This window comes from Paenibacillus sp. FSL R7-0297 (assembly GCF_038009025.1).
GTDB lineage: Bacteria > Bacillota > Bacilli > Paenibacillales > Paenibacillaceae > Paenibacillus_AQ.
Genome location: NZ_JBBPAQ010000001.1, coordinates 4,061,320 through 4,085,395, shown reverse-complemented (window position 1 = coordinate 4,085,395; position 24,076 = coordinate 4,061,320). Strand labels below are relative to the sequence as shown.

Annotated in this window: 12 protein-coding genes; 1 reads left to right on the top strand and 11 read right to left on the bottom strand. The window is 54.9% G+C overall.

Translation table 11 applies throughout. The annotated features are described in order from the left end of the window. Positions 1–424: 424 nt before the first annotated feature. The 9 genes from MKZ24_RS17865 to MKZ24_RS17830 all read right to left on the bottom strand — a co-directional run bounded on the left by MKZ24_RS17865 (position 425) and on the right by MKZ24_RS17830 (position 21,789). Entirely contained in the window at positions 425–6,433 is a 6,009-nt protein-coding gene (locus MKZ24_RS17865; RefSeq protein WP_340785075.1) for a calcium-binding protein, read from the bottom strand. Then, positions 6,364–8,517, bottom strand: a complete 2,154-nt coding sequence (locus MKZ24_RS17860; protein ID WP_445324192.1) for a calcium-binding protein — start codon at positions 8,515–8,517, stop codon at positions 6,364–6,366. The genes MKZ24_RS17865 and MKZ24_RS17860 overlap by 70 nt, the downstream gene beginning before the upstream one ends. A gap of 7 nt (positions 8,518–8,524) precedes the next feature. Beyond that, positions 8,525–8,590: a hypothetical protein gene (locus tag MKZ24_RS33110; RefSeq protein WP_445324191.1), complete on the bottom strand. Its 66-nt coding sequence runs from the start codon at positions 8,588–8,590 to the stop codon at positions 8,525–8,527. A gap of 20 nt (positions 8,591–8,610) precedes the next feature. Continuing rightward, the gene (locus tag MKZ24_RS17855) at positions 8,611–14,214 is read right to left on the bottom strand and encodes a calcium-binding protein (RefSeq protein ID WP_340785071.1); all 5,604 of its coding nucleotides are present in this window, start codon (positions 14,212–14,214) and stop codon (positions 8,611–8,613) included. Beyond that, complete coding sequence (locus tag MKZ24_RS17850; protein WP_340785069.1) at positions 14,211–14,660, bottom strand: hypothetical protein; 450 nt, start codon at positions 14,658–14,660, stop codon at positions 14,211–14,213. Before MKZ24_RS17850 ends, MKZ24_RS17855 begins: the two co-directional genes overlap by 4 nt. Before the next feature lie 83 nt (positions 14,661–14,743). After that, a complete protein-coding gene (locus MKZ24_RS17845; protein WP_340785067.1) occupies positions 14,744–17,599 on the bottom strand; it encodes a hypothetical protein in 2,856 nt (951 codons plus the stop codon). Between the two features lie 18 nt (positions 17,600–17,617). After that, positions 17,618–18,946 carry an HlyD family type I secretion periplasmic adaptor subunit gene (locus MKZ24_RS17840; RefSeq protein WP_340785065.1) on the bottom strand — a complete coding sequence of 443 codons (1,329 nt, stop codon included), beginning with the start codon at positions 18,944–18,946 and terminating at the stop codon, positions 17,618–17,620. Between the two features lies 1 nt (position 18,947). Next, on the bottom strand, positions 18,948–21,116 hold the full coding sequence (locus MKZ24_RS17835; RefSeq protein ID WP_340785063.1) for a peptidase domain-containing ABC transporter: 2,169 nt from the start codon (positions 21,114–21,116) through the stop codon (positions 18,948–18,950). Between the two features lie 370 nt (positions 21,117–21,486). Continuing rightward, the gene (locus tag MKZ24_RS17830; protein WP_156123212.1) at positions 21,487–21,789 is read right to left on the bottom strand and encodes a hypothetical protein; all 303 of its coding nucleotides are present in this window, start codon (positions 21,787–21,789) and stop codon (positions 21,487–21,489) included. A 240-nt stretch (positions 21,790–22,029) separates the two neighbouring features. On the opposite strand from MKZ24_RS17830, the gene MKZ24_RS17825 reads away from it, so the two are divergent. Beyond that, a complete protein-coding gene (locus tag MKZ24_RS17825; protein ID WP_042237358.1) occupies positions 22,030–22,563 on the top strand; it encodes a CDP-alcohol phosphatidyltransferase family protein in 534 nt (177 codons plus the stop codon). A gap of 95 nt (positions 22,564–22,658) precedes the next feature. Here the strand turns inward: MKZ24_RS17825 and MKZ24_RS17820 are convergent, their stop codons facing one another. Together MKZ24_RS17820 and MKZ24_RS17815 are read right to left on the bottom strand one after the other, a co-directional pair. Then, entirely contained in the window at positions 22,659–23,183 is a 525-nt protein-coding gene (locus MKZ24_RS17820; protein WP_340785059.1) for a DNA topology modulation protein, read from the bottom strand. A gap of 38 nt (positions 23,184–23,221) precedes the next feature. Continuing rightward, positions 23,222–23,965 (bottom strand): N-acetylmuramoyl-L-alanine amidase family protein, encoded by a 744-nt coding sequence (locus tag MKZ24_RS17815; RefSeq protein WP_042237361.1) that lies wholly within the window; start codon positions 23,963–23,965, stop codon positions 23,222–23,224. Between the last annotated feature and the right edge of the window lie 111 nt (positions 23,966–24,076).

Genomic DNA, 24,076 nt, shown 5'->3' with positions numbered 1-24,076 from the left:
TATTCACCTAATAGCTAATCGAACCATGTTCTTGTCCTCAACTGCTAGTTCAAGTAACAATATTTAGATTTCTTAATACCCATCCTGCCGTTTTTATAGTTTACAGATTCATCTGTTCCTTAAGAAATTTGAAAACTGTTCTGCATTATACTGCTTAATGAGGTTTTATCTATATCACTTATTATTTTAAGCGCCGAACCAACTGGGCTCTAAACATTACGGTGACCAATAATGGACGTTTTTAAACAGTCCTATGTCATGTCTGTTGCTTGCCCGTCATCCACTTTACGTTGCCTCTCTTTTGACCAGACTGTACAGCGGCGCCAGCAGCTCCACCTATGAAAATTTGAAAGCGCCTCTACGGGTTCCGGCAAGCCGGTTGGTAGAGGCGCTCTGCTGCACCATCACTTATAATAAAGCCGTTTTACTTGTCCGCAGTCCAATACTGAGCCAGAATTTGCTGCGCATCGGTTCTTTGTTCGTTCATCGCTTGGGACCAGCTGGTTCCGGTGGAAGAGGAATAGGTCGCCATCGCTTGAATGAGCTGCTCAATCTGTGTATTCTTGATCCGCGTTCCATCCTGGGCCATAAACAGCTCTGTCTGGTATGCGGCGCTCGTATACCAATTGCTCACGGTTGCCTTATCTTCACTGCCGTTAATCTGAACCACCAAGTCACTCGCATTTTTCGAAAAAATCACCTCATCGCTGTCCACCAGCAACTTAACAATGTCCGTATTCGTTTTCGTTTCATAGTCATAAATACGGTCCTGGCCGTAGCCTCTGCCGAATACGTAAGTATCGCTGCCGCTGTACGAATACGACGAGGAGTCGTTGTTGCCCTGAAGGTAATCGTCCCCCGCTCCTCCGTCCAGCACGTCGTTGCCCGCTCCGCCATACAGTGTGTCGTTACCGGCGTCGCCGTACATATAGTCGTTGCCGCTGTAGCCGTACAGCGTATCGTTTCCGGCATACCCGTACATATGATCGTTAAGACCGCTGATTCCGGAAAGGGTATCGCCCTCATCCGTTCCTTTGGTCAGCACATTCGCTTCAAGCTCGGTCTTACCCCAAACCGTGCCGTCGGCGAACGTCACCCGCTCAATCTGGTACGCGCTGCTGTTGAAGTAATACTGGACCGTCAGCTGATCGCCGGTTTCTATAATACGAAGCGACAGATGACCATCTTTTTGCAGCACCTCGATATCGGAAGGGTTAACCAGCATTTGAATGGTGTCCTTATTGGTGCTGCTGGTGTCGTAATCGTAAATGCGGTCCTGGCCGTACCCTCTGCCGAATACGTAAGTGTCGCTGCCGCTGTACGAATACGACGAGGAGTCGTTGTTGCCCTGAAGGTAATCGTCCCCCGCTCCACCGTCCAGCACGTCGTTGCCCGCTCCGCCGTACAGTGTGTCGTTACCGGCGCCGCCGTACATATAGTCGTTGCCGCTGTAGCCGTACAGCATATCGTTACCGGCATACCCGTACATATGATCGTTAAGGCCGCTGATCCCGGAAAGGGTATCGCCCTCATCTGTTCCTTTGGTCAGCACATTCGCTTCAAGCTCGGCCTTGCCCCAGACCGTGCCGTCGGCGAACGTCACCCGCTCGATCTGGTACGCGCTGCTGTTGAAGTAATACTGGATTGTCAGCTGATCGCCGGTTTCCATAATCCGTAGCGACAGATGACCGTCTTTTTGCAGCACTTCGATGTCGGAAGGGTTGACCAACATTTGGATAGTGTCCGTATTGGTGCTGCTGCTGTCGTAATCGTTAATGCGGTCCTGGCCGTACCCTTTGCCGAAGACGTAGGTATCGTTGCCACTGTACGAATATGAGGAGGAATCGTTGTTGCCCTGCAGATAATCGTCCCCCGCCCCGCCGTCCAGCACGTCGTCTCCGGCTCCGCCGTACAACGTGTCGTTGCCGGCGCCTCCGTTCATAGTATCGTCGCCGCTGTAGCCGTACAGCGTATCGTTGCCGCCGAACCCGTACATGCTGTCATTAAAATCATTCATTCCATAAAGCGTATCGGTCTCTTCCGTTCCTTTGGTGAGCACACTGGCTTCAAGCTCGGCCTTGCCCCAGACCGTGCCATCGGCAAACGTCACCCGCTCAATCTGGTACGCGCTGCTGTTGAAGTAATACTGGACCGTCAGCTGATCACCGGTTTCGATAATCCGGAGCGACAGATGACCGTCTTTTTGAAGCACTTCGATGTCGGAAGGGTTGACCAACATTTGGATAGTGTCCGTATTGGTGCTGCTGCTGTCGTAATCGTAAATGCGGTCCTGGCCGTACCCTTTGCCGAAGACGTAGGTATCGTTACCACTGTACGAATATGAGGAGGAATCGTTGTTGCCCTGCAGATAATCGTCCCCCGCCCCGCCGTCCAGCACGTCGTCTCCGGCTCCGCCATACAACGTGTCGTTGCCCTCGCCGCCGTTCATAGTATCGTCGCCGCTATAGCCGTACAGCGTGTCGTTGCCGCCGAACCCGTACATGCTGTCATTATAATCATTCATTCCAAAAAGCGTATCGGTCTCTTCCGTTCCTTTGGTCAGCACACTGGCTTCAAGCTCGGCCTTGCCCCAGACTGTGCCGTCGGCGAATGTCACCCGCTCGATCTGGTACGCGCTGCTGTTGAAATAATACTGGATTGTCAGCTGATCGCCGGTTTCCATAATACGAAGCGACAGATGACCATCTTTTTGCAGCACCTCGATGTCGGAAGGGTTAACCAGCATATGGATAGTGTCCGTATTGGTGCTGCTGTCGTAATCGTAAATGCGGTCCTGGCCGTACCCTTTGCCGAAGACGTAGGTATCGTTGCCGCTGTACGAATATGACGAGGAATCGTTGTTGCCCTGCAGATAATCGTCCCCCGCCCCGCCGTCCAGCACATCGTCTCCGGCTCCGCCGTACAACGTGTCGTTGCCCTCGCCGCCGTTCATAGTATCGTCGCCGCTGTAGCCGTACAGCGTATCGTTTCCGCCGAACCCGTACATGCTGTCATTATAATCATTCATTCCGTACAGCGTATCGTCAGCATCCGTTCCCTTAGTGAGCATATTCGCCTCAAGCTCGGCTTTACCCCAGACAGAGCCGTCAGCAAACGTCACCCGCTCGATCTGGTACGCGCTGCTATTGAAGTAATACTGGACCGTCAGCTGATCGCCGGTTTCTATAATCCGGAGCGACAAATGACCGTCTTTTTGCAGCACCTCGATGTCGGAAGGGTTGACCAGCATTTGAATGGTGTCCGCATTTCCGGCGGTAGTGTCGTAATCGTAAATCCGGTCCTGACCGTAGCCTTTGCCGAACACATACGTGTCATTGCCGCTGTACGAATATGACGGTGAATCGTTATTTCCCTGCAGATAATCGTCCCCCGCCCCGCCGTCCAGCACGTCGTTGCCCGCTCCGCCGTACAGCGTATCGTTGCCGTCGCCACTGTCCAGCGTGTCGTTTCCGGCCATTCCGTTCAAAATATCATTGCCGGTCCCGCCGAAAACTGTATCGTCGCCTCCCTGGGCGTTTATGGTATCGTCACCGCCCATGCCGTAGATGATATCATTGGTGTCATTGCCATTCAGCGTTTCGCTCTCATCGCTTCCGAGAATGCTAAGAACGGCATTGTTCACATAATCGAAATCCCACACCGTTCCGTCGGCAAACCATATTTCTTCAACCCTATACTTTCCTCCGGGGCTGAAATAATCCGATACCGTCAGCTTGTCGCTGGTCTGGTTAATTCGGATTTCCAGATGATTGCCGGTACGGCGCAGCGTTATGTTATCCGGAGACAAACTGGCTGCAAGCTGCACCCTGTCGGTGTTGCCTTCCGTACCGTCATAATCGATAATAGTATCCTGCCCTGAACCCCGGCCAAACAAATAAGTATCATCGCCATTTGCGCGTGCATAGGAAGTATCGCTGGCGTCGCCGCCGTACAGCGTATCATTGCCTGCGCCTCCATCCAGGACGTCATCGCTTGCGCCGCCGTACAGCTTGTCCCCTTCGGCTCCGCCGTACAGCAAGTCGGCTCCGTCATTGCCGTAGATCAGGTCCGCACCTGCGCCCCCGTACAGCTTGTCGTTGCCTCCTGCGCCGGACAGGATATCATCGCCGCCATTTCCGTAGATCGAATCGTCGCCTTCGTAGCCGTTTAACGTATCATTGCTCTCGCTGCCGGTGATGTTCAGTACCGCTTGCCGCACAAATGAACTGTCCCACTCGGTTCCATCGGCAAACTGAATTGTTTCCACCACGTATTTCCCGCTGGCTTCAAAATAATTCGATACCGTCAGCTTGTCACTGGTACCGGTAATGAGCAGTTCCAGGTTACTTCCGCTGCGGCGAAGTAATACATCGCCTGGGAGCAGACCGCCGGTCAAAGAGATGACGTCCGCGTTGCCCTCTGTACCGTCGTAGTCGAAAATCGTATCTTGGCCGGAGCCACGGCCAAACAGGTACGTATCGTTCCCGTTGACGCGCGTATAGGATGTATCGTATTGATCACCGCCGGACAAGGTGTCGTTACCTGCACCTCCGTCCAGCACGTCATTGCCCGAGCCGCCGTACAAGACATCGTTGCCGTCTTCACCATACAGACGGTCATCCCCTTCATTGCCGTACAGCGTATCCCGGCCGTCGCCGCCGTACAGACTGTCTGAGCCTGCTGCCCCGGACAAGGCGTCGTTGCCGCCGAATCCAAACAAGGTGTCGTCGCCTTCATAACCGTTCAGCGTCTCGCCGGCTTCGCCGCCCTGAATCAGCAGCGCCGCCGTACTGATGTGAGATCCGTTCCAAACCGTGCCGTCAGCGAAGCGGATGGACTCAACTTTGTATTTGCCGCCCGCTTCAAAGTAGTTCAACACCGTAAGTTTGTCAGCCATGCCGTTAATCAGCAGTTCCAGATTGCTGCCATTGCGCCGCAGCGTTACGTCGCTTGCCAACACGCCTGCCGCAAATTGAATAACGTCTTCATTGCCCTCCGTGCCGTCATAGTCAATGATCATGTCCTGACCTGAGCCTCGGCCAAAAAGGTACGTATCATTGCCGTTGGACCGGGTATAGGACGTGTCGTACTGATCCCCGCCGTACAGCGTGTCATTCCCGTCTCCGCCGTCTAGCACATCATCGCCGGCTCCGCCATACATAGCATCGCTGCCGTCGTCTCCGTTCAAGCGGTCGTTACCTTCGTTGCCGTACAGTTTGTCGGCGCCGTCGCCGCCGTTCAACTCATCGTTCCCTGCGCCGCCGCTCAGCGTATCGTCTCCGCCGAAACCGAGCAGGATGTCGTTGTCCTCGTACCCAGTCAGCGATTCGCTCGCCTGGCTGCCCGTGACGTTGCGCACCGCCGCCCGTAATGCGGCCTCATTCCACACCGTGCCGTCGGCAAACTGAACCGATTCCACAACGTATTTGCCGCTTGGCTCAAAATAGTTCGAGACTGTCAGCTTATCACTGGTACCGTTAATGAGTAGCTCCAGATTGCTGCCGCTCCGCCGCACGGTGATGTCGCCCGGCTTCACGTCGGCCGCAAACCGGATGACGTCCGTGTTACCCGCCGTGCCGTCGTAGTCGACAATCGTGTCCTGACCATAACCCCGGCCGAACAGGTACGTGTCGTTGCCGTTGGCGCGCGTATATGACGTGTCATATGGATCGCCACCGTACAACGTGTCGTTGCCCGCACCGCCGTCCAGCACGTCGTCGCCCGAACCGCCGTTCAAGCGGTCATCGCCGCCATACCCCCGCAGCGTGTCATTCGTCTCATACCCGGACAGCGTTTCACTGGCGTCGCTGCCGTCGATATTCAGTGCCGCCGTCCGAAGCGCCGCTTCGTCCCATACGGTCCCGTCGGCGAATACCGCCGACTCCACGACGTACCGGCCGCTGGCGTCAAAGAAGCTCGCCACCGTCAGCTTGTCGCTCGTGCCGTTAATCAGCAGCTCCAGACTGCTGCCGCTCCGTCGCACGGTAACGTCGCCCGGTTTCACGTCGGCCGCGAACCGAATGACGTCGGCATTGCCTGCCGTGCCGTCATAGTCAACGATCGTATCCTGACCGGAGTTCCGACCGAACAGATACGTGTCGTTTCCATTGGCGCGTGTATAGTACGTATCGCTGCTGTCGCCGCCATACAACGTATCGTTGCCTGCGCCTCCGTCTAGCACGTCATCCCCGGCTCCGCCCTGCAGCATGTCCGCTCCTTGACCGCCCTGCAGCCGGTCATTGCCGGCGTTGCCATACAGGGTATCGTTGCCGTTGCCTCCGTCTAGCACATCGTCCCCGTCGCCGCCGCTCAGCGTGTCGTCGCCGCCGTAACCGAGCAGGATGTCGTTGTCCTCGTACCCGGTCAACGATTCGCTGGCTTCGCTGCCCTTGACGTTACGCGCCGCCGCCCGTACTGCAGCCTCATTCCACACCGTACCGTCGGCGAATGGACCGATTCCACGACATATTTGCCGCTTGGCTCAAAATAGTTCGCGACCGTCAGCTTATCGCTCGTGCCGTTAATCAGCAGTTCCAGGCTGCTGCCGCTCCGCCGCACAGTAATGTCGCCCGGCTTCACGTCGGCCGCAAACTGGATCACATCCGTGTTACCCGCCGTGCCGTCGTAGTCGACAATCGTGTCCTGACCATAGCCCCGGCCGAACAGGTACGTGTCGTTGCCGTTGGCGCGCGTATATGACGTGTCATATGGATCGCCACCGTACAACGTGTCGTTGCCCGCACCGCCGTCCAGCATGTCGTCGCCCGCACCGCCGTTCAAGCGGTCATCGCCGCCGTACCCCCGCAGCGTGTCGTTCGTCTCATATCCGGACAGCGTTTCACTGGCGTCGCTGCCGTCGATATTCAGTGCCGCCGTCCGAAGCGCCGCTTCGTCCCATACGGTCCCGTCGGCGAATACCGCCGACTCCACGACGTACCGGCCGCTGGCGTCAAAGAAGCTCGCCACCGTCAGCTTGTCGCTCGTGCCGTTAATCAGCAGCTCCAGACTGCTGCCGCTCCGTCGCACGGTAACGTCGCCCGGTTTCACGTCGGCCGCGAACCGAATGACATCGGCATTGCCCTCCGTGCCATCGTAGTCTATAATCGTATCCTGCCCGGAGCCCCGCCCGAACAAGTACGTGTCATTGCCGTTAAAGCGGGTGGCCGAATCACTATTATCCCCGCCGTACAGTGTATCGTTGCCCGCGCCGCCGTCCAGCACGTCGTCTCCAAGGCCGCCCTGCAGCATATCCACTCCTTGGCCGCCCAGCAGCCGGTCATTGCCGGCGTTGCCATACAAGGTGTCATTGCCGTTGCCGCCGTCCAGCACATCGTCCCCGGCACCGCCGCTCAGCGTGTCGTCTCCGCCGTAACCGAGCAGGATGTCGTTGTCCTCGTACCCGGTCAGCGATTCGCTCGCCTCGCTGCCCGTGACGTTACGCGCCGCCGCCCGCACCGCGGCCTCATTCCACACCGTGCCGTCGGCGAATTGGACCGATTCCACGATATATTTGCCGCTAGGTTCAAAATAGTTCGCGACCGTCAGCTTATCGTTCGTGCTGTTAATCAGCAGCTCCAGGCTGCTGCCGCTCCGCCGCACGGTGATATCGTCCGGCTTCACTTCGGCAGCAAACCGGATCACGTCCGTGTTACCCGCCGTGCCATCGTAATCAACGATCGTATCCTGACCGAAGCCACGTCCGAACAGATACGTATCGTTCCCGTTGGCCCGCGTATACGACGTGTCGCTGCTGTCGCCGCCATACAAGGTATCGCTCCCCGCACCGCCGTCCAGCACATCGTCTCCCGCGCTGCCGTACAAACGGTCGTCGCCGCCATCCCCCCGCAGCGTGTCATTCGTCTCATACCCGGACAGTGTTTCACTGGCGTCGCTGCCGTCGATATTTAGTGCCGCCGTCCGAAGCGCCGCTTCGTCCCATACGGTCCCGTCGGCGAATACCGCCGACTCCACGACGTACCGGCCGCTGGCGTCGAAGAAGCTCGCCACCGTCAGCTTGTCGCTCGTGCCGTTAATCAGCAGCTCCAGACTGCTGCCGCTCCGTCGCACGGTAACGTCGCCCGGTTTCACGTCGGCCGCGAACCGAATGACGTCGGCATTGCCTGCCGTGCCGTCATAGTCAACGATCGTATCCTGACCGGAGTTCCGACCGAACAGATACGTGTCGTTTCCATTGGCGCGTGTATAGTACGTATCGCTGCTGTCGCCGCCATACAACGTATCGTTGCCTGCGCCTCCGTCCAGCACGTCATCCCCGGCTCCGCCCTGCAGCATGTCCGCTCCTTGACCGCCCTGCAGCCGGTCATTGCCGGCGTTGCCATACAGGGTATCGTTGCCGTTGCCTCCGTCTAGCACATCGTCCCCGTCGCCGCCGCTCAGCGTGTCGTCGCCGCCGTAACCGAGCAGGATGTCGTTGTCCTCGTACCCGGTGAACGATTCGCTGGCTTCGCTGCCCTTGACGTTACGCGCCGCCGCCCGTACTGCAGCCTCATTCCACACCGTGCCGTCAGGCGAATTGAACCGATTCCACGATATATTTGCCGCTTGGCTCAAAATAGTTCGCGACCGTCAGCTTATCGCTCGTGCCGTTAATCAGCAGTCCAGGCTGCTGCCGCTCCGCCGCACGGTAATGTCGCCCGGCTTCACGTCGGCCGCAAACTGGATCACGTCCGTGTTACCCGCCGTGCCGTCGTAGTCGACAATCGTGTCCTGACCATAGCCCCGGCCGAACAGGTACGTGTCGTTGCCGTTGGCGCGCGTATATGACGTGTCATATGGATCGCCACCGTACAACGTGTCGTTGCCCGCACCGCCGTCCAGCATGTCGTCGCCGCCGACTTCACCGCCGTCAACGGTCATCGCCGCCGTCCCCCGCAGCGTGTCGTTCGTCTCATACCCGGACAGCGTTTCACTGGCGTCGCTGCCGTCGATATTCAGTGCCGCCGTCCGAAGCGCCGCTTCGTCCCATACGGTCCCGTCGGCGAATACCGCCGACTCCACGACGTACCGGCCGCTGGTGTCAAAGAAGCTCGCCACCGTCAGCTTGTCGCTCGTGCCGTTAATCAGCAGCTCCAGACTGCTGCCGCTCCGTCGCACGGTAACGTCGCCCGGTTTCACGTCGGCCGCGAACCGAATGACATCGGCATTGCCCTCCGTGCCATCGTAGTCTATAATCGTATCCTGCCCGGAGCCCCGCCCGAACAAGTACGTGTCATTGCCGTTAAAGCGGGTGGCCGAATCACTATTATCCCCGCCGTACAGTGTATCGTTGCCCGCGCCGCCGTCCTGCACGTCATCCCCGGCTCCGCCCTGCAGCATGTCCGCTCCTTGACCGCCCTGCAGCCGGTCATTGCCAGCGTTGCCATACAGGGTATCGTTGCCGTTGCCTCCGTCTAGCACATCGTCCCCGTCGCCGCCGCTCAGCGTGTCGTCTCCGCCGTATCCGAGCAGGATGTCGTTGTCCTCGTAGCCGGTCAGCGATTCGCTCGCCTCGCCGCCCGTGATGTTGCGCACCGCCGCCCGCACCGCGGCCTCATTCCACACCGTGCCGTCGGCGAATTGGACCGATTCTACTACGTATTTGCCGCTTGTCTCAAAATAGTTCGACACCGTCAGCTTGTCGCTTGTGCCGTTAATCAGCAGTTCCAGGCTGCTGCCGCTCCGCCGCACGGTGATATCGTCCGGCTTCACGTCGGCTACAAACCGGATCACGTCCGTGTTGCCCGCCGTACCGTCGTAGTCGACAATCGTGTCCTGACCGTAACCACGGCCGAACAGGTACGTGTCGTTGCCGTTGGCACGCGTATATGACGTGTCATATGGATCGCCACCGTACAACGTGTCGTTGCCTGCGCCGCCGTCCAGCACATCGTCCCCGGCTCCGCCGTACAGACGGTCGTCGCCGCCGTACCCCCGCAGCATGTCGTTCGTGTCATACCCGGACAATGTTTCGCCGACTTCACTGCCGTCAACGTTCAGTGCCGCCGTCCGAAGCGCCGCTTCGTCCCATACGGTCCCGTCGGCAAACACAGCTGACTCCACGACGTACCGGCCGCTGGCGTCGAAGAAGCTCGACACCGTCAGTTTGTCGCTTGTGCCATTAATCAGCAGCTCCAGACTTGTGCCGCTGCGCCGCACGGTAACGTCTCCCGGCTTCACGTCGGCCGCAAACCGGATCACGTCCGCGTTGCCTTCCGTGCCGTCGTAGTCGACAATCGTGTCCTGGCCGGAGCCCCGACCGAACAGGTATGTGTCGTTTCCGTTAAAGCGGGCTGCCGAATCACTGTTATCTCCGCCATACAAGGTGTCGTTGCCCGTACCCCCGTCCAGCACATCGTCCCCGGCTCCACCGTACAAACGGTCGTCGCCGCCATAACCCCGCAGCGTGTCGTTCGTCTCATACCCGGACAGCGTCTCACTGGCTTCGCTGCCGTCGATGTTCAGCGCCGCCGTCTGAAGCGCGTCCGTGTCCCAAACGGTCCCGTCGGTAAACACCGCCGATTCCACGACATATTTGCCGCTGGCATCGAAGAAGCTGGACACTGTCAGCTTGTCGCTCGTGCCGTTAATCATCAGCTCCAGATTTGTGCCGCTGCGCCGCACGGTAACGTCGCTCGGCTTCACGTCGGCTGCAAACCGGATGACGTCGGCATTCCCCTCCGTACCGTCATAGTCGATAATCGTGTCTTGACCGTAGCCCCGCCCGAACAGATACGTATCGTTGCCGTTGCTTCGGTTGTAGGAGGTATCGCTGCTGTCGCCGCCGTACAGCGTATCGTTGCCACTGCCGCCGTCCAGCACATCGACTCCGGCTCCGCCGTACAGAACGTCGCCTCCCCCTTCGCCTTCCAAGTGGTCCCCGCCATCGTTGCCATATAGCCGATCGTCCCCATAACCCCCGTACAGCAGATCGGCGCCCGCCGCTCCGGTCAAGGTATCTTCGCCGCCATAACCGTAAATGCTGTCATTGCCCTCATAACCGGAAAGGCTCTCACTGGATTCGGTTCCGTCCACACTTAATACAGCTTGCCGGATATAATCCGTGTTCCAAACCGTTCCTTCGGAGAAGTGTACCGTTTCCACTACATAGCTGCCGTTGGCGTCGAAATAATTCCATATGGTCAGCTTATCATCGGTACCGATAACGGATAACTCCAGATGGTTGCCGCTGCGCCGCAGCTTTACATCCCCCGGCTGCACGGATTCGTCCAGCTTAACAAGATCCGCGTTGCACGCCGTGGCGTCATAATCGACAATCGTATCCTGGCCATAGCCCCGGCCAAAGAGGTACGTATCGTTGCCGTTGCCCCGGTTATTGGAGGTGTCGCTGCTGTCACCGCCGTACATCACGTCATTTCCGGCTCCACCGTCCAGCACATCGTCGCCGTTGCCGCCGTTTAAGCGATCATCACCGGTCCCCCCCACAAGCTTGTCATTCAACTCACCGCCAAAAAGGGTATCGTTCCCTCTGTCGCCGAACAGGAAGTCTTTGCCGCCGCCCCCGGAAATGGTATCGTCGCCTTCCAGTCCCCAGAACACCTCATCCATGTTTGTTCCGGTAAAGGTGTCGTTCTCCCGCGAGCCGAGCACTTCGGATCTCCCGGCTATATCGATAATTAGCGCATACTCTGGTCCCTTGGCCGCAAACGTCTTGCGGAAGCTTTCAATGTTGACATAATCCGTCAGTTCCAATTGATGAATGCTGGCCGCCACCTCGTTAAGCTTCGCCATGCCCGCCTGTTCATCTGTGGACATCACATTCATAATATCGATTGCGATCCCCGACAAATCAAATCTTACGCTTTCCGTCGTCGCATCCCAGGCCAAGGTAAGCCTGCTGTAAAATTCCTTCAATCGGGTCTGCGCCGTCAATTGGGAATACACCGTGCTTGCCAGTTGATTGAAAGTATCCGAAAGCAGAGCCGCCGCGTTTGTTATCGGGTTGCCGCCCTGTCCGTTCGTGGCTTCCTGATATTTCTTTCCAAAAAGCTTCTCTAGCGCCTCCAGCTTCCGGGCATCGATATTACCTCCACGCTGATTCGGATTGATGGTCTCGACCCCGGTCCAGGCATAAATAATGTCGACTGACAGTTGTTTGCGGAAGTTTATGTCCGGTTCAGCTGCAAATCGCATCACCAATGCTTTGAGATGTCCGGTAGTGTCCCTAAGCATCGCCTGGTGCAGACTATTGACGTTACCGAATCCCTTTAAATCCGGCAATGCCGCGATTTCGGACGTAACCGGCAGCAGCTGCGTGGAGGTGGAGTTCACCTTGTCGGTCTTGAACCAGACGTCACTCACGGCTGCAGTCGTTCCGTCGGTCCGGGTATACGTTCCGGTCTGCTTATGTTCGTTGCCCTGGGCATCGACAAAAGTGCCTGAGCTGTAGCCTGTAAAAATAGAGGCCACGCCGGTGTCCTGGAGAGATACCAGCTCTCCGGCGTCCGTTATGCCGTCCCCGTCCAGGTCCCTCCAGATGTTCAGCTGGCTAAATACGGCATCGGCGGCGTCGATTTTACCGTCATGGTTATCGTCAAGATCGGCCAGCGCCGAAAATCCATTAGCAGCCTTGTTCCCACCTGACAAAAGCGTGTTGTTGCCGAACAATTCCTGCCCGCTGTCGATCCGGCCGTTACCGTTTAAGTCCCGGACCAGCAGACCGTCGTCCTTGCCGACCCAAGCCGATTTCTCGGCAAAGCTGTTGTTGTCATGGTCAAAAGCAATACCGTTCTGGATCGTTGTCGTTTCCACTCCGTCTCCGTCCAGATCGAGCACGAGCGGGCAAGAGGTCATTGCTTCGGCGTTCTGGAACAGACCGAAGATGCTTCCAATCAGGTCGCTAAGGCCGTGTCCGAGCTCGCTTCCGACAATCCAGCCTACGATGCCCGCCCCAACCTCCAGCAAGAGTCCCGCGGCGATGCCAACCGGTCCCCCTGTCGCTCCGAGCGCCAGTGCTATAGGCGCAACGGCTTCCATAAACAACTGTGAGGTCACTAGCCCTCCCGCCGTTTCCAACGTCCAGTCGCGGATAATTGTATTGCCTAGTTCCGTATCGCCGGACGCATATGCCGCGCTTGCATCGCCGATCATATTGACAGCATCCACGGCGAGCATTACGCCGCCAACGATGCCCAGAGCCTTCAGCGCTCCCCCTCTCACACGGGTATAGCGGGCGGCATCGGCCAGAGTAGAACTCGTGCTGACGCCCGGCGTTTCCACAAGAGTCCGGTCCATGTACTGGACGATCTCGGTCGTTCTGGCGGCAACTGAATTGTTCGATCCCTTTATACTCTCAGAAATTTCGGCCAGCCTCGGATATTTGGCGTTCAATTCAGCCTGGGACAATCGTCCTTCCATTTGGCTCAGCGACTGGACGCTGGCGGTTCCCTCGGGAACGCGGGTAGACCCTCCCGTCAGTCTGGCGACATCAACCCCCAGAATTTCGCCTGGCTTAACGACAGCCTCACCTTTGGGATCTACCACAATCGTCTGCGGTCCCCTATACACATCAATCAAGGACATATTGGCACTTGATTTATAAGATATCGCTTCTCTCAAGCCATCCAGCGCCTTGGCTTCGGAGTAGCCAAGCTCTTTCATGAACCAATCCTTGGCCTTTAACAAATCCTCCTTAGGGATACCGTCAATGCTGTTGACCTGTGGCATATCCAGCAGGGTACGCAGCTCCGTCAGCGTCCAGACGCTGTCCGGCGTCGAGCCCGACGTTAATGTGATTACATTGCCGTGGGCATTGGCGAGCATAACCTCCCTGGAAACAAAATCATTAAGGGAAAGCACCCCTTCATAGCCAAACGGAGTGCGGACGCCGTTCACTTTGTAGCCGTTGAGCATTTCACCGGCGAGCTCCGGGCTGCCGGACGCCTGTTGTACTGCGGCTTTGAATTCCGCATTATTCAATAGCTCTCCGGCTTCCGTATCGCTGATATAATACAGCGTGCCTCCGCTACTGTTCGAAACCGCATCGGCGATCTGCCATGCGGGAGTATCGCCAATCCATCCATTGTAGGGAATAATATTCCCGCCTTCAGGCACCTTGAAAGAAATCTTTCCTACACTCGCCTGGATATCCTGGGCGAGCTGCACCTTTTGCGCACGGGTCAGTTCGGCGTTCTCCGGTATGCCGTGCCTGGAGCGCCATGACTCGATATCGTCGATAATATCGAACTTGGTCGTCATTGCTTGACGCCTCCCATCGCAAAGCCGGGTGTTGCGATGTAATCAAAATGGACACCGGTAACGCAATCTCTTCTGCCGGCAAATCCTTTGGCGTCCAACGATTCTTTAATCAAATCAACCAATTGTTCGTGATCCTGGAGCAGATTTCCGGGCGCTTCAATTTTAGTGATCTTCCAGAACATTTCGATTCCCGAGCTCACATTGCCCGTACCGGTGCTGTACGTATCCATGCAGATGATATTTCCCTTCCAGACAAGCGCATAATACATCGGGACGTCGGATTCATAATCGCCTTGTCCGCCCAATCCGACCAGGAAAGCGTTCCGCTCACGATCGATCGTCCAAGACCGTGATTCCAGCGGTTTACGGGTAAACGGATCTTTGAGTTGGAAGGAATTAAACCATTCTCGGTCGGCTGCAGGTATTTTTTCATTAATGAATGCCACTGATCATCTCTCCCTTGTACATTTCATTTGGCGATGCCTTCCCCTTGCCGGTCTAACCCTGCTGTAAGCGTCCGCTGCCGGACTCATGGAGCCGCGGGGAGCGCAGCGGTTTGCGTACTCAGCAATTTCAGCCCGCCCTTGTAGCTCAAGTATACCTTGAACTGGACCAAGGGGCCGGCATTTCCGGTAGAAATGCCTTCGACCTGAAATTTGCCGTTTGTCAAAGTAAAGCTGTTGTCGTCATCCGTATTCAACCCGAACTCTCTCTGCGTGATCACCTCCCCGCCGTTCTCAACCCGGATAACAATTTTATGTTTACCGTCAAAATCGTCAAATGCCGTATCCCGGAACAGCCGGGCGTTGAATTCAATCGCTCCGCTGTAGGTTGACGTCCATTTGGCGGCAACATTCGATAGAGTCAGGGAATAAGGCCCCGCATTCAGGTTCGCAAGACCGTTATTTCCCGACTTCCTTTCTTCCATTAATGAATATATAGCCGGCTTTACATAAGCCTCGGCACGTGCGCCGGATTCAACAATTCCGTTGCCGTTTACCGGCACCCCCAGCAGCAGCTTCAATGTCTCGGGCCTTGTCCCTTTAGGCACTTTGCCGGACAATGTTTGAATCGCCGCACCTCCGTACTTGATGGCGGCACCCGAGCCGCTCTCGTATTCCAGAGGATAGTACATGCCGTCCGCCGTCCCCAGATACCCTGTTAACGGATTGCTTACCGTACTCCGTTTATTCAGATTCCGCTGAACCAGCTCGATTTCAATCATATCCTCGGCTGGCCCCGGGTACACCAGCACCTGGTACAGCTGAATTTCTGACTCTCCGCCGGTAATGTCCAGCGTATACGTATCGCCCTCCCGATAGGATTTCAGGCTGTCGGCCTTGGGAATAGCGAACTGGGCGACATTGGAGTTCTGATTGTCTTCACTGCGCCCCAGCAGCACGGTCATTTCGCCCCCCGCTGTCGAATAAGGAATGGTCGCTACGACCTGCACCGACACCGGGCGGTCCGGAGAAGCGCCGAGCACTTTGTCCAGGACAAATGCTTCCGCCTTCACAGCTGCGCCGTCGATACAATAGGTTGCCTGAAATTCTGGAAGCGGGACGGCGGCATATCCGCCGCTGTATAATTCAAATTCGCTCACAAGAGCATCTTTACCGTTCGCGGGCAGGCGAAGCGTTGAGGTCCTGCGGATTTTGAAATCTCCGGAGCCGTTCGAGAAATAAACCCATCCGGAGCCCGCCAACTGTGTATTCTCCAAATCAGGCAAGGTAAAATTGGCAACGGAGCGGTACAATTCGCCGCCTTCCTGCCGGATCGGCTCCTCTATGACGATCTGAAAACCCGTTAAATTTACGTTAAGAGGCACTTCGATCTTAATAACCCGGCGCATCGTCGCCTGTGGAGACAACCGACCTTCCCCCTCGCCCTCCGCCAATTTGCCTTCATATTTATATTTCTGCCCGGTAATTCCCATCACCCGGAATTCCGGCAGTTTAATGCTGTTCACTCCTGTGTTGGCAAGGGTCAGCGTGCCCTGAATCACTCTGGTTCCTCCCTCGGTATAACCCATAACGTTGCCCAGATTAAGGGTATAGGGAGTTCCGTCCTTTGTTGCGCTCTTCGCAATCGTTAAAGTCTTGGCATGTTCGGCGTCTTCCGATTTCTCCAGCGGCAGCTTCAACAGTGGCCTGTAGACCGGATCGTCAGACTTCCCTAGCGACTTTGTAACCATCAGCCGCATACTCCGGGATTTTAACGATTTCGGAATGTCGGCCGATACGACGGCGGTAAGCTGCTCAAGAGCTCCCATTGTTGCAGGCGGGCCTGAGCCTTCCAGAGACAAGGGGTAATACAACCCGTCAATCTCCAGAAAATATCCCAAGACAGGCGCTTTGATGGCCTGCTTGCCAATATTTTTAAGCACAATCTCTGTTCCAACCTTCATCTGTGGCAAATCGGACTCCGCGAAGTAAAGAGGCTCTGCCGCAATAGACAGCTGCGCCTCATCCGGCCGGATATAATAAGCTTTCTGATTGACAGCGGCAAGCTTGTTCCAGGCCTTGGCCGGTAGGAGCGCGAAGACGTCCGTGATCAGATTCATCTCCTCCTCCTTTGCGCCTGCAAGCAGCTTGAAGCTGGAGGAGCGGGCGGTTTTCGGCAGGGAGGCATGGAGATCGTATACCCGTTTCGCTTTTGGGTTCAGTTCGTCTTTGTTGTCTGTCCCCGCTTCCAACGGATACAGCTCGCCCGAGCCAGCTTGAAGCCAAAAGCTGTATTCCGGAAGCTTGACCGGCTGATTCCCCCGGCTTTCAGCGGCGAAGGTTACAGTATAAATTTCCTCGCCGGCCGTTTCATATGTATAGAACTCTGCGGCTGAGAGCCGAACTTGATTGCCCTGCATTTGACTGAGTCTTGCGGAACCCTCAGGCACCGTGTCGGCGTATCCGGCGGGAATCTTGACACTGCCTGTGGTTTTGCTGAACCCGGGGTAATCGATGTTCCACTCCTTGACGCCCAGCCGGATCCCCTCTAGCGCCGCAGTGTTCGGTACAACCGCGTAAAAGACATAGTCCTTCCCCGCCTGCGGAAGCACTTTGGTGGTACCGCCTTCATCCTGCTGTCTTAACGCGTTGCTGGAGCCGCCGGCTGCCGTGGAGACGGTGATGCCATAACGCAGCAGATCGATGACCGACTGTCCTCCGTTAAACAAACGGATCTTGAAAGTGAGCACATTATTTTTGCCCCATTGGGTCAGGTGCGGGTCCAGGAACTCCACATAGCTGCTCTTGGTCACATAAACTTTGCCGATGGATTTGGATGTAACGTCCGTACTTTGGGCCAGACTGCGTCCGGGCGCGCCAAGAATTGCCGTCAGACTAACAATGAACACAATGACTATTCCTACAGCTACAGTTCTTCTCATGGAGTTGCTCCTTTGCCGTCATCTTAAGGTAAAGCTCTCGTCCATCGCCTTCTTGAGAGGGGACAGGAAAAAGTCGATGATCCGCCGTTTGCCGGTCTTGGCTTCAACTGTGACCGACATCCCTGGCGTCATCCGGATGAAGCTTCCGCTTGAAGTAGTGTCTGAAACCACTTTCAGCTTCGCTTTAAAGACGGGACCGAGCTTCTCATCCTCGAAAGCGTCCGGGCTGACATAGGTAATTTCCCCCTGCAGGTACCCGTATTTTTGAAAAGGAAACGTATCCACCTTCAGATTAGCTTCCTGGCCTTTCTTGATAAAGCCGATATCCTGGTTGGCAATAGTCGCTTCGACGATAAGAGGAGTATCGTCTGGAACGATGGATATTACATCCTGGGCGCTCGTTACGACCCCGCCGATCGTATAGGAAGACAGGCCATGCACTGTGCCGTCCACCGGAGAGGTCAGCTGCTGGAGCTCGTATCTCTTATTAGCCTTAGTAAGCTCGGATTCCAGGCTGTACAGCGTTTTCTCGGTTTCGACCAGCTCGTCCAGAATGGTGCGTTTATGCCGCTCTTCAAGCGAAACAACGTTTTGCTTCGCTTCCGCAAGCGCATTTTCCGCTTTTTGCACTTTTGTCTCCTGCGAAGAGATTTGCAGCTTGGCTTTATTCAGATCATTGTCGGCTTGAAGAAGGCTGGCGCTATCCTCAAACCCCTCTTCGGCGCTGCCCTCAGCCTTCATCGCTGCCAGCGAGTAATCCTTGTTAGCCAGCTCCAGGGCGGCCTTCTCAAGCTCCAGCTCCTGCTCGGTCTGAGAAACCTGGAGCTCTGCTTCCTTCCTGCCGCTACTGAATTCCTCGTCGCGTGCCTCGCGGAGCTGCATTTGCATGCCCAGTATTTCCGCGGTCTTCACGGACGGATCCAGGTTCTCCTCTTCAAGACCCTTGAACGCTGCGCCTTTAAGCTCCGCCTCCAGCATCGCCTTTTGCAGCCTGGCGACGTAAATCTGCTTGTCCAGCTCCTGGATGTCGGCCGTGGAGGTGGTAGAATCCAGCTCTACCAAAACCTGGCCCTCCGACACATGCTCCCCTTCTTTCACGAGCACAGCCTTGATCGTGCCGCCTTCCAGCGGCTGAAGTACCTTTGTTCTACCGTCGGGAATGACTTTGCCTCTAGCCGTCGCTACCTCATCTACCTTCCCCAAATAAGACCAGGACAAGATAAGGAGAAATAGGACGACGATCAGCCAAATAAGCCATCTGCCTAAAGGAGAAGGCGGCGTTTCCTCGATTTCGAGCGCGGCAGGCAGAAATTCATACTCTAGACGATCCTTTTTTAATCCGAACATGTTATTCCCTCTCCTGCTGATTATAGAGATAGTGATACAACCCTTTTTTGGCTAGTAACGCTTCATGCGCCCCCGCTTCAATGAGATTTCCTTTGTCCATAACCATAATGCGGCTAGCGGTTCTCAGCGTAGATAGCCGGTGGGCGATAATGATGACGGTCCGGCCTTCGCAGATTTTTTGCAGATTGTTCTGAATGATCCGCTCGGACTCATAGTCCAGCGCTGAGGTCGCTTCATCAAAGATAAGAATTCTGGGATTGCCGAGCAGCGCCCGTGCAATGGCGATCCGCTGCCTTTGGCCGCCAGACAAACCTTCCCCGCGTTCTCCGACCAGGGTATCGTAGCCTTCCGGCATTTCGATAATAAAGTCATGCGCACCTGCCAGGCGGGCGACGCGTACGATGTCCTGAATATTAGCCGACGGATTGTTAAGCGCGATATTTTCGCGGATACTCCCACTGAACAGGTAGTTTTCCTGGAGCACGACTCCGATCTGACGCCGCAGCCACGAGGGATCGGCCAGGGAGATATCAACCCCGTCGATCAGAATTTTGCCCGATTCCGGAACATACAGGCGTTGGATCAGCTTGGATACCGTACTTTTGCCCGAGCCGCTGCGCCCGACAATGCCGACGACCGTACCGGGCGGTATGGCGAAAGACAATTTGCGCACGATTTCTGGCCCGTCCACTTTATAGCGGAACGTTACCGATTCGAACTGAATCTGTCCGCGGATGCGCGGCAGCCGGGTCTTGGACGCGGAAATGGTGGGTTCTGGTTTGACGAGAAATATATCCTTTAATTTATCAATCGATATGCCCGTCTGCTGGAACTCCTGCCACATCTGGACCAGGCGTAGTACGGGATCGCTGACCCGCCCGGCCAGCATTTGAAAGGCGATCAGTTGCCCGACTGTGATCGTTCCGGCAAGTACCAGATGGGTTCCGTAAAACAGGATGGCGAGATTGGAAATCTTCTGAATAAATTGGGCGAGCGAGCCGGCCGTGCCTGACAAAATAAGCAGTTTGAAGCTGGAACGCGTGTAATTCGCAAGCAGGCCTTCCCACTTTTTTTGGGAAATCGGCTCTAAAGCAAACGACTTGATCGTCTGTATGCCGGATACGGCCTCTACTAGATAGGACTGGGATTCCGATCCGCGCTGGAATTTCTCTTCGAGCCTGCTGCGGAGCAAAGGGGTAAAGATGATAGAAAGAAGTGCAAAAAACGGAAGCGTGCCGAGTACGATAAAGGTTAGCCGGGTACTGTAGGCAAACATGACGGCGATATATACCGCAATAAACAACACGTCGAGCACCGCCGTAAACGGCGAGCCGGTCAGGAACTGCCGGATATTCTCAAGCTCACGGACCCGGGCGATTGTGGCTCCCGTTCTGCGATTCTCGAAATAAGATAGCGGAAGTCGAAACAGATGGCTGAATAGCTTTGAGCTGAGCGTAATGTCCACCCTGCTGGTCGTATGGGTAAACACATAGTTCCGGCTGATGCTCAGGATCAGTTCAAACACGATGATAACCAGCAGTCCGATGGCCAGAACATTAAGCGTTGACAGCCCGTGATGTGCCAGCACTTTATCGATGATGACCTGGGTTATCATCGGTGAAACAAGCCCGAACAGCTGGAGGAACAACGAAGCAATCAGAACTTCGGCCAAAATCTTCTTGTGCTTCCACAACGCCGGCAAAAACCACTTAATGCCGAATGCCTCGCTGTGCTCCGATTTGAATTGAGGCGCAAACAAGATGAGCTCTCCGCTCCACATACCAGCCAGCTCATTTGCACTCAGGTTGGACGGTATACCGATCAACGGGTCCAGAATTAAAAACTCCGACTCATTAACCTTGGCGAGTACAACATATCCGCTCTCTTTCTTGCGCAGTGCAGCCGGTAATGGAAGCTTCCGCAGCCGTTCGAGCTTTACTTCGGCCTTCTTGGCTTTAAACCCCCGCTCCTTGGCTGCTTGCAGCATCTGCAGCGTGTTCATGCCTTCACAGTCAATGGCCAGGGAATGCCGTATCTGATCGTAGTCGGCCGAAACATTGTGATAGTTGGCGATCAGGATCAAACACTGCAGGCCAGTATCCAAAACCGGAACCTCCGGCTCTCCTTCCTTACGCTTGTCCTCCTCGTGTACTTCAGCGGTTATCCCCATCGTCCAACATCCCTTGTTTTTATTGGAAAAGCTTATGTAATTTAAAGATACATTTAGACAAATAATATCACATAAACTGGAAACGTAATGTCGAAATATGTATTTAGAAGTAATTTTTTCAAATTATTCACAGTACAAAAAAAGCGCTTATTCCAGATGGAAAGGAGCGCCTTTCGTATCAACATTTAGTATTCAAATAAAGGATATAAGCTGATCAAATTCGTGCTCGAGTCCCCAATCAGCGATCCTTCTTACCTTCTCCTCCACTTTTACGAGCTGTTTGCACTGCTCTCTGATTATCAACAGATAGTTAAGTACTCAGTTTTTTTACTTTAGTTTGGGATCATCTGTTAATCCGAGAAAATAATCATTAAAATTCAAGTTCTAAATCGATTGAGTTGTTAGTTCTCCCCCATGTTTTAGATGGAAGTAAAGTATCAGATGGATAACCAATTTTATATTCGTCATTATCAAATATAGATTTAGAGTAAGTGGCAATTAAGTTGCTGATGCGCGTCATTAAAGTTGAACAATATGAACGTACTTGAGAATTCCCTTTACTTTCCTCAAATAAAAAAGTCAGTTCTATGCCCAACTCTAAATTTTTTAGTTGAGATACTTTACTATTTGAATTTTCCAAAAGATGGATTCCCTGTTTGATTACCGTTCTCATACCTGGAGCCCAAATGAGTTAATAATTAGATGTTAATCGAATTGGCAATAGTAGCATGTTCTTGTCCATTTCCACAAAGAGACCAAGTTCTTGTCCTTTGCTCAGGACAAGAACTTGGTCCCTTAAAACAGAAAAGTCGTGCTTCGAATTCTTATGGGACTTTGTTCTTGTCCACCGACAATAATAAAGCATAGATAATATATAAAAGCAATTCTCCCAGCAGAAGGACGGAGGCTGAAAATGAAGCTTGTACCCAACTGCATAACGCTCAGCCGGACCTTGCTGGCACTCCTGCTGTTCTGGCTTGAGCCGCTGGGCGCGGGCTTCACTATTGTCTATATCCTGTGCGGAATCACAGATATGCTGGACGGGCCGATTGCCAGAAAAACCGGAACAATCAGCAGCCTCGGCGCCAAGCTTGACTCCCTGGCCGACATGACGCTGGTAGGCGCTGCATTATATACATTGTATCCGTTCCTTGGACTTACACCCGGGGTTCTCCTCTGGATCATGCTGATCGCCTTAATCCGTGGTGCCTCCATGCTGACCGCGCTGCGCAAATTCCGGACCTACGGGAGCATTCATACCTATGGCAACAAACTCGCCGGACTCCTGTTATTTATCACACCTCTGCTGCTTCCGTATATTCATCAAGGAGTCTGGACTGCTGTTGTATGTACCGTAGCTACCATATCCGCTGTGGAGGAATTCATCATTCTTCTGAGCTCAAGCCAGCTGCAGCTGGACCGAAAGGGGCTGTATCGGCGGCGTTAATCCTCAGTAGATACACCCCAAAGAACCCATAACACACACAACGGGCTCTCCGGTAACACTCCCCATTCTTCTATAGTCCTGCACAACAAGAATACTTAGCCTACCGGTCCGGCATCCGCAAAGCTCCTGATTAACGCCTTGACCTGTCGTCTGGAGGTAACGGTGATGACTTGCTGATGAGCGCCGGCCTGCCGGAGTCTCGCAATGGTGTTGTCGCGGCTTCGTGTCTTGTAGCTCCAGACCCATTTCACAAACGCAAAGTCGAGCTTCTCCGGACAGCCTTCGTTCATATCGGGTCTGGTCTGGTTATGGTACATCAGACGCCGCTTCACAATCCGGTACATGCATAAGAGCCTGGGCAGATCCAGAAAAATGATGACATCCGCACGCCTGATCCTCATATCCATGGTCTTTGAATAATTGCCGTCTATAATCCACTGCTCTTGCTCCGTATATTGCCGGACTAGCCCGTCCCACTCCTCATCCGGCGTGGGAATCCAGTCCGGGTTCCAGAAAAGGGCGTCCAGATGCACAACCGGAAGAAGGAGCAGACCGCCGAGCTGCCGTGCCAAGGTGGATTTGCCCGAGCCTCCTGATCCGAGAATTAGAATCCGGTTCATAAGTTCTCCTTATTCAATATGACATAACTGCTATCCCTTCAATCCAACTGCAAATAGTCTCTAATTCCATCCACGATCGCAGAGGCAACTCCTTCCTGAAACGCTGAGGTCCACATCTTCGCCTCATCGCCGGGGTTCGTTAAATATCCCAGTTCCAGCAGCACAGCCGGCATCTCCGTCTCGCGCAGGACAAAAAAGTTTGCAACCTTAACTCCGCGGTCGTTGAGACCCGTGGCTTGAATGACATGCTTATGTATAGTTTCGGCAAAAGCCAGTGATTCGTCATGATAATAAAAGGACTCCGTACCCGATGCCGATGCATCCTCATAGGTATTACCATGGATGGAGATAAATAAATCTGCCGGGAGGTCATTCGCGAACTCCGGCCGGTACAGCTCATGCGTGGATATGAAAGCATCCCCGGTCCGGGTAAGCTCAATCTGAAGCTGCGGATCATCCGCCAGCTTCGCTGCTATTGCCTGTGATACGCTGAGGTTGAACTCCTTCTCAAACCGTCCGCTCACAGAAGTCGCACCAGGGTCTTCACCGCCATGACCCGGATCGATTACAACCTTGTACACAGGTCCGGAATACACTGGATCACTGCTTCCAGGCCCGCTTGTACGATCTGGTTCATGAAATGCCCGATTACCCGCCGCCGGAGGCGCAGCCAGACTTGAGTCTGCGCTATTCCCGCCTGAACCGTTACTGACGCCATCACTGCATGCCGCAAGCAGTAGCAGACTGAGCCATACGGCAGCTATAATGTACATCTTCCTCATTCCGGTCTCTCCTTATCGCCCACTTCAATTCGTATCCCCTTCCATTTCAGCATACCGGAGGCTGGATAGGCAAGACCTAATCTCACCTATGGATTCATATCTTCACAAAAA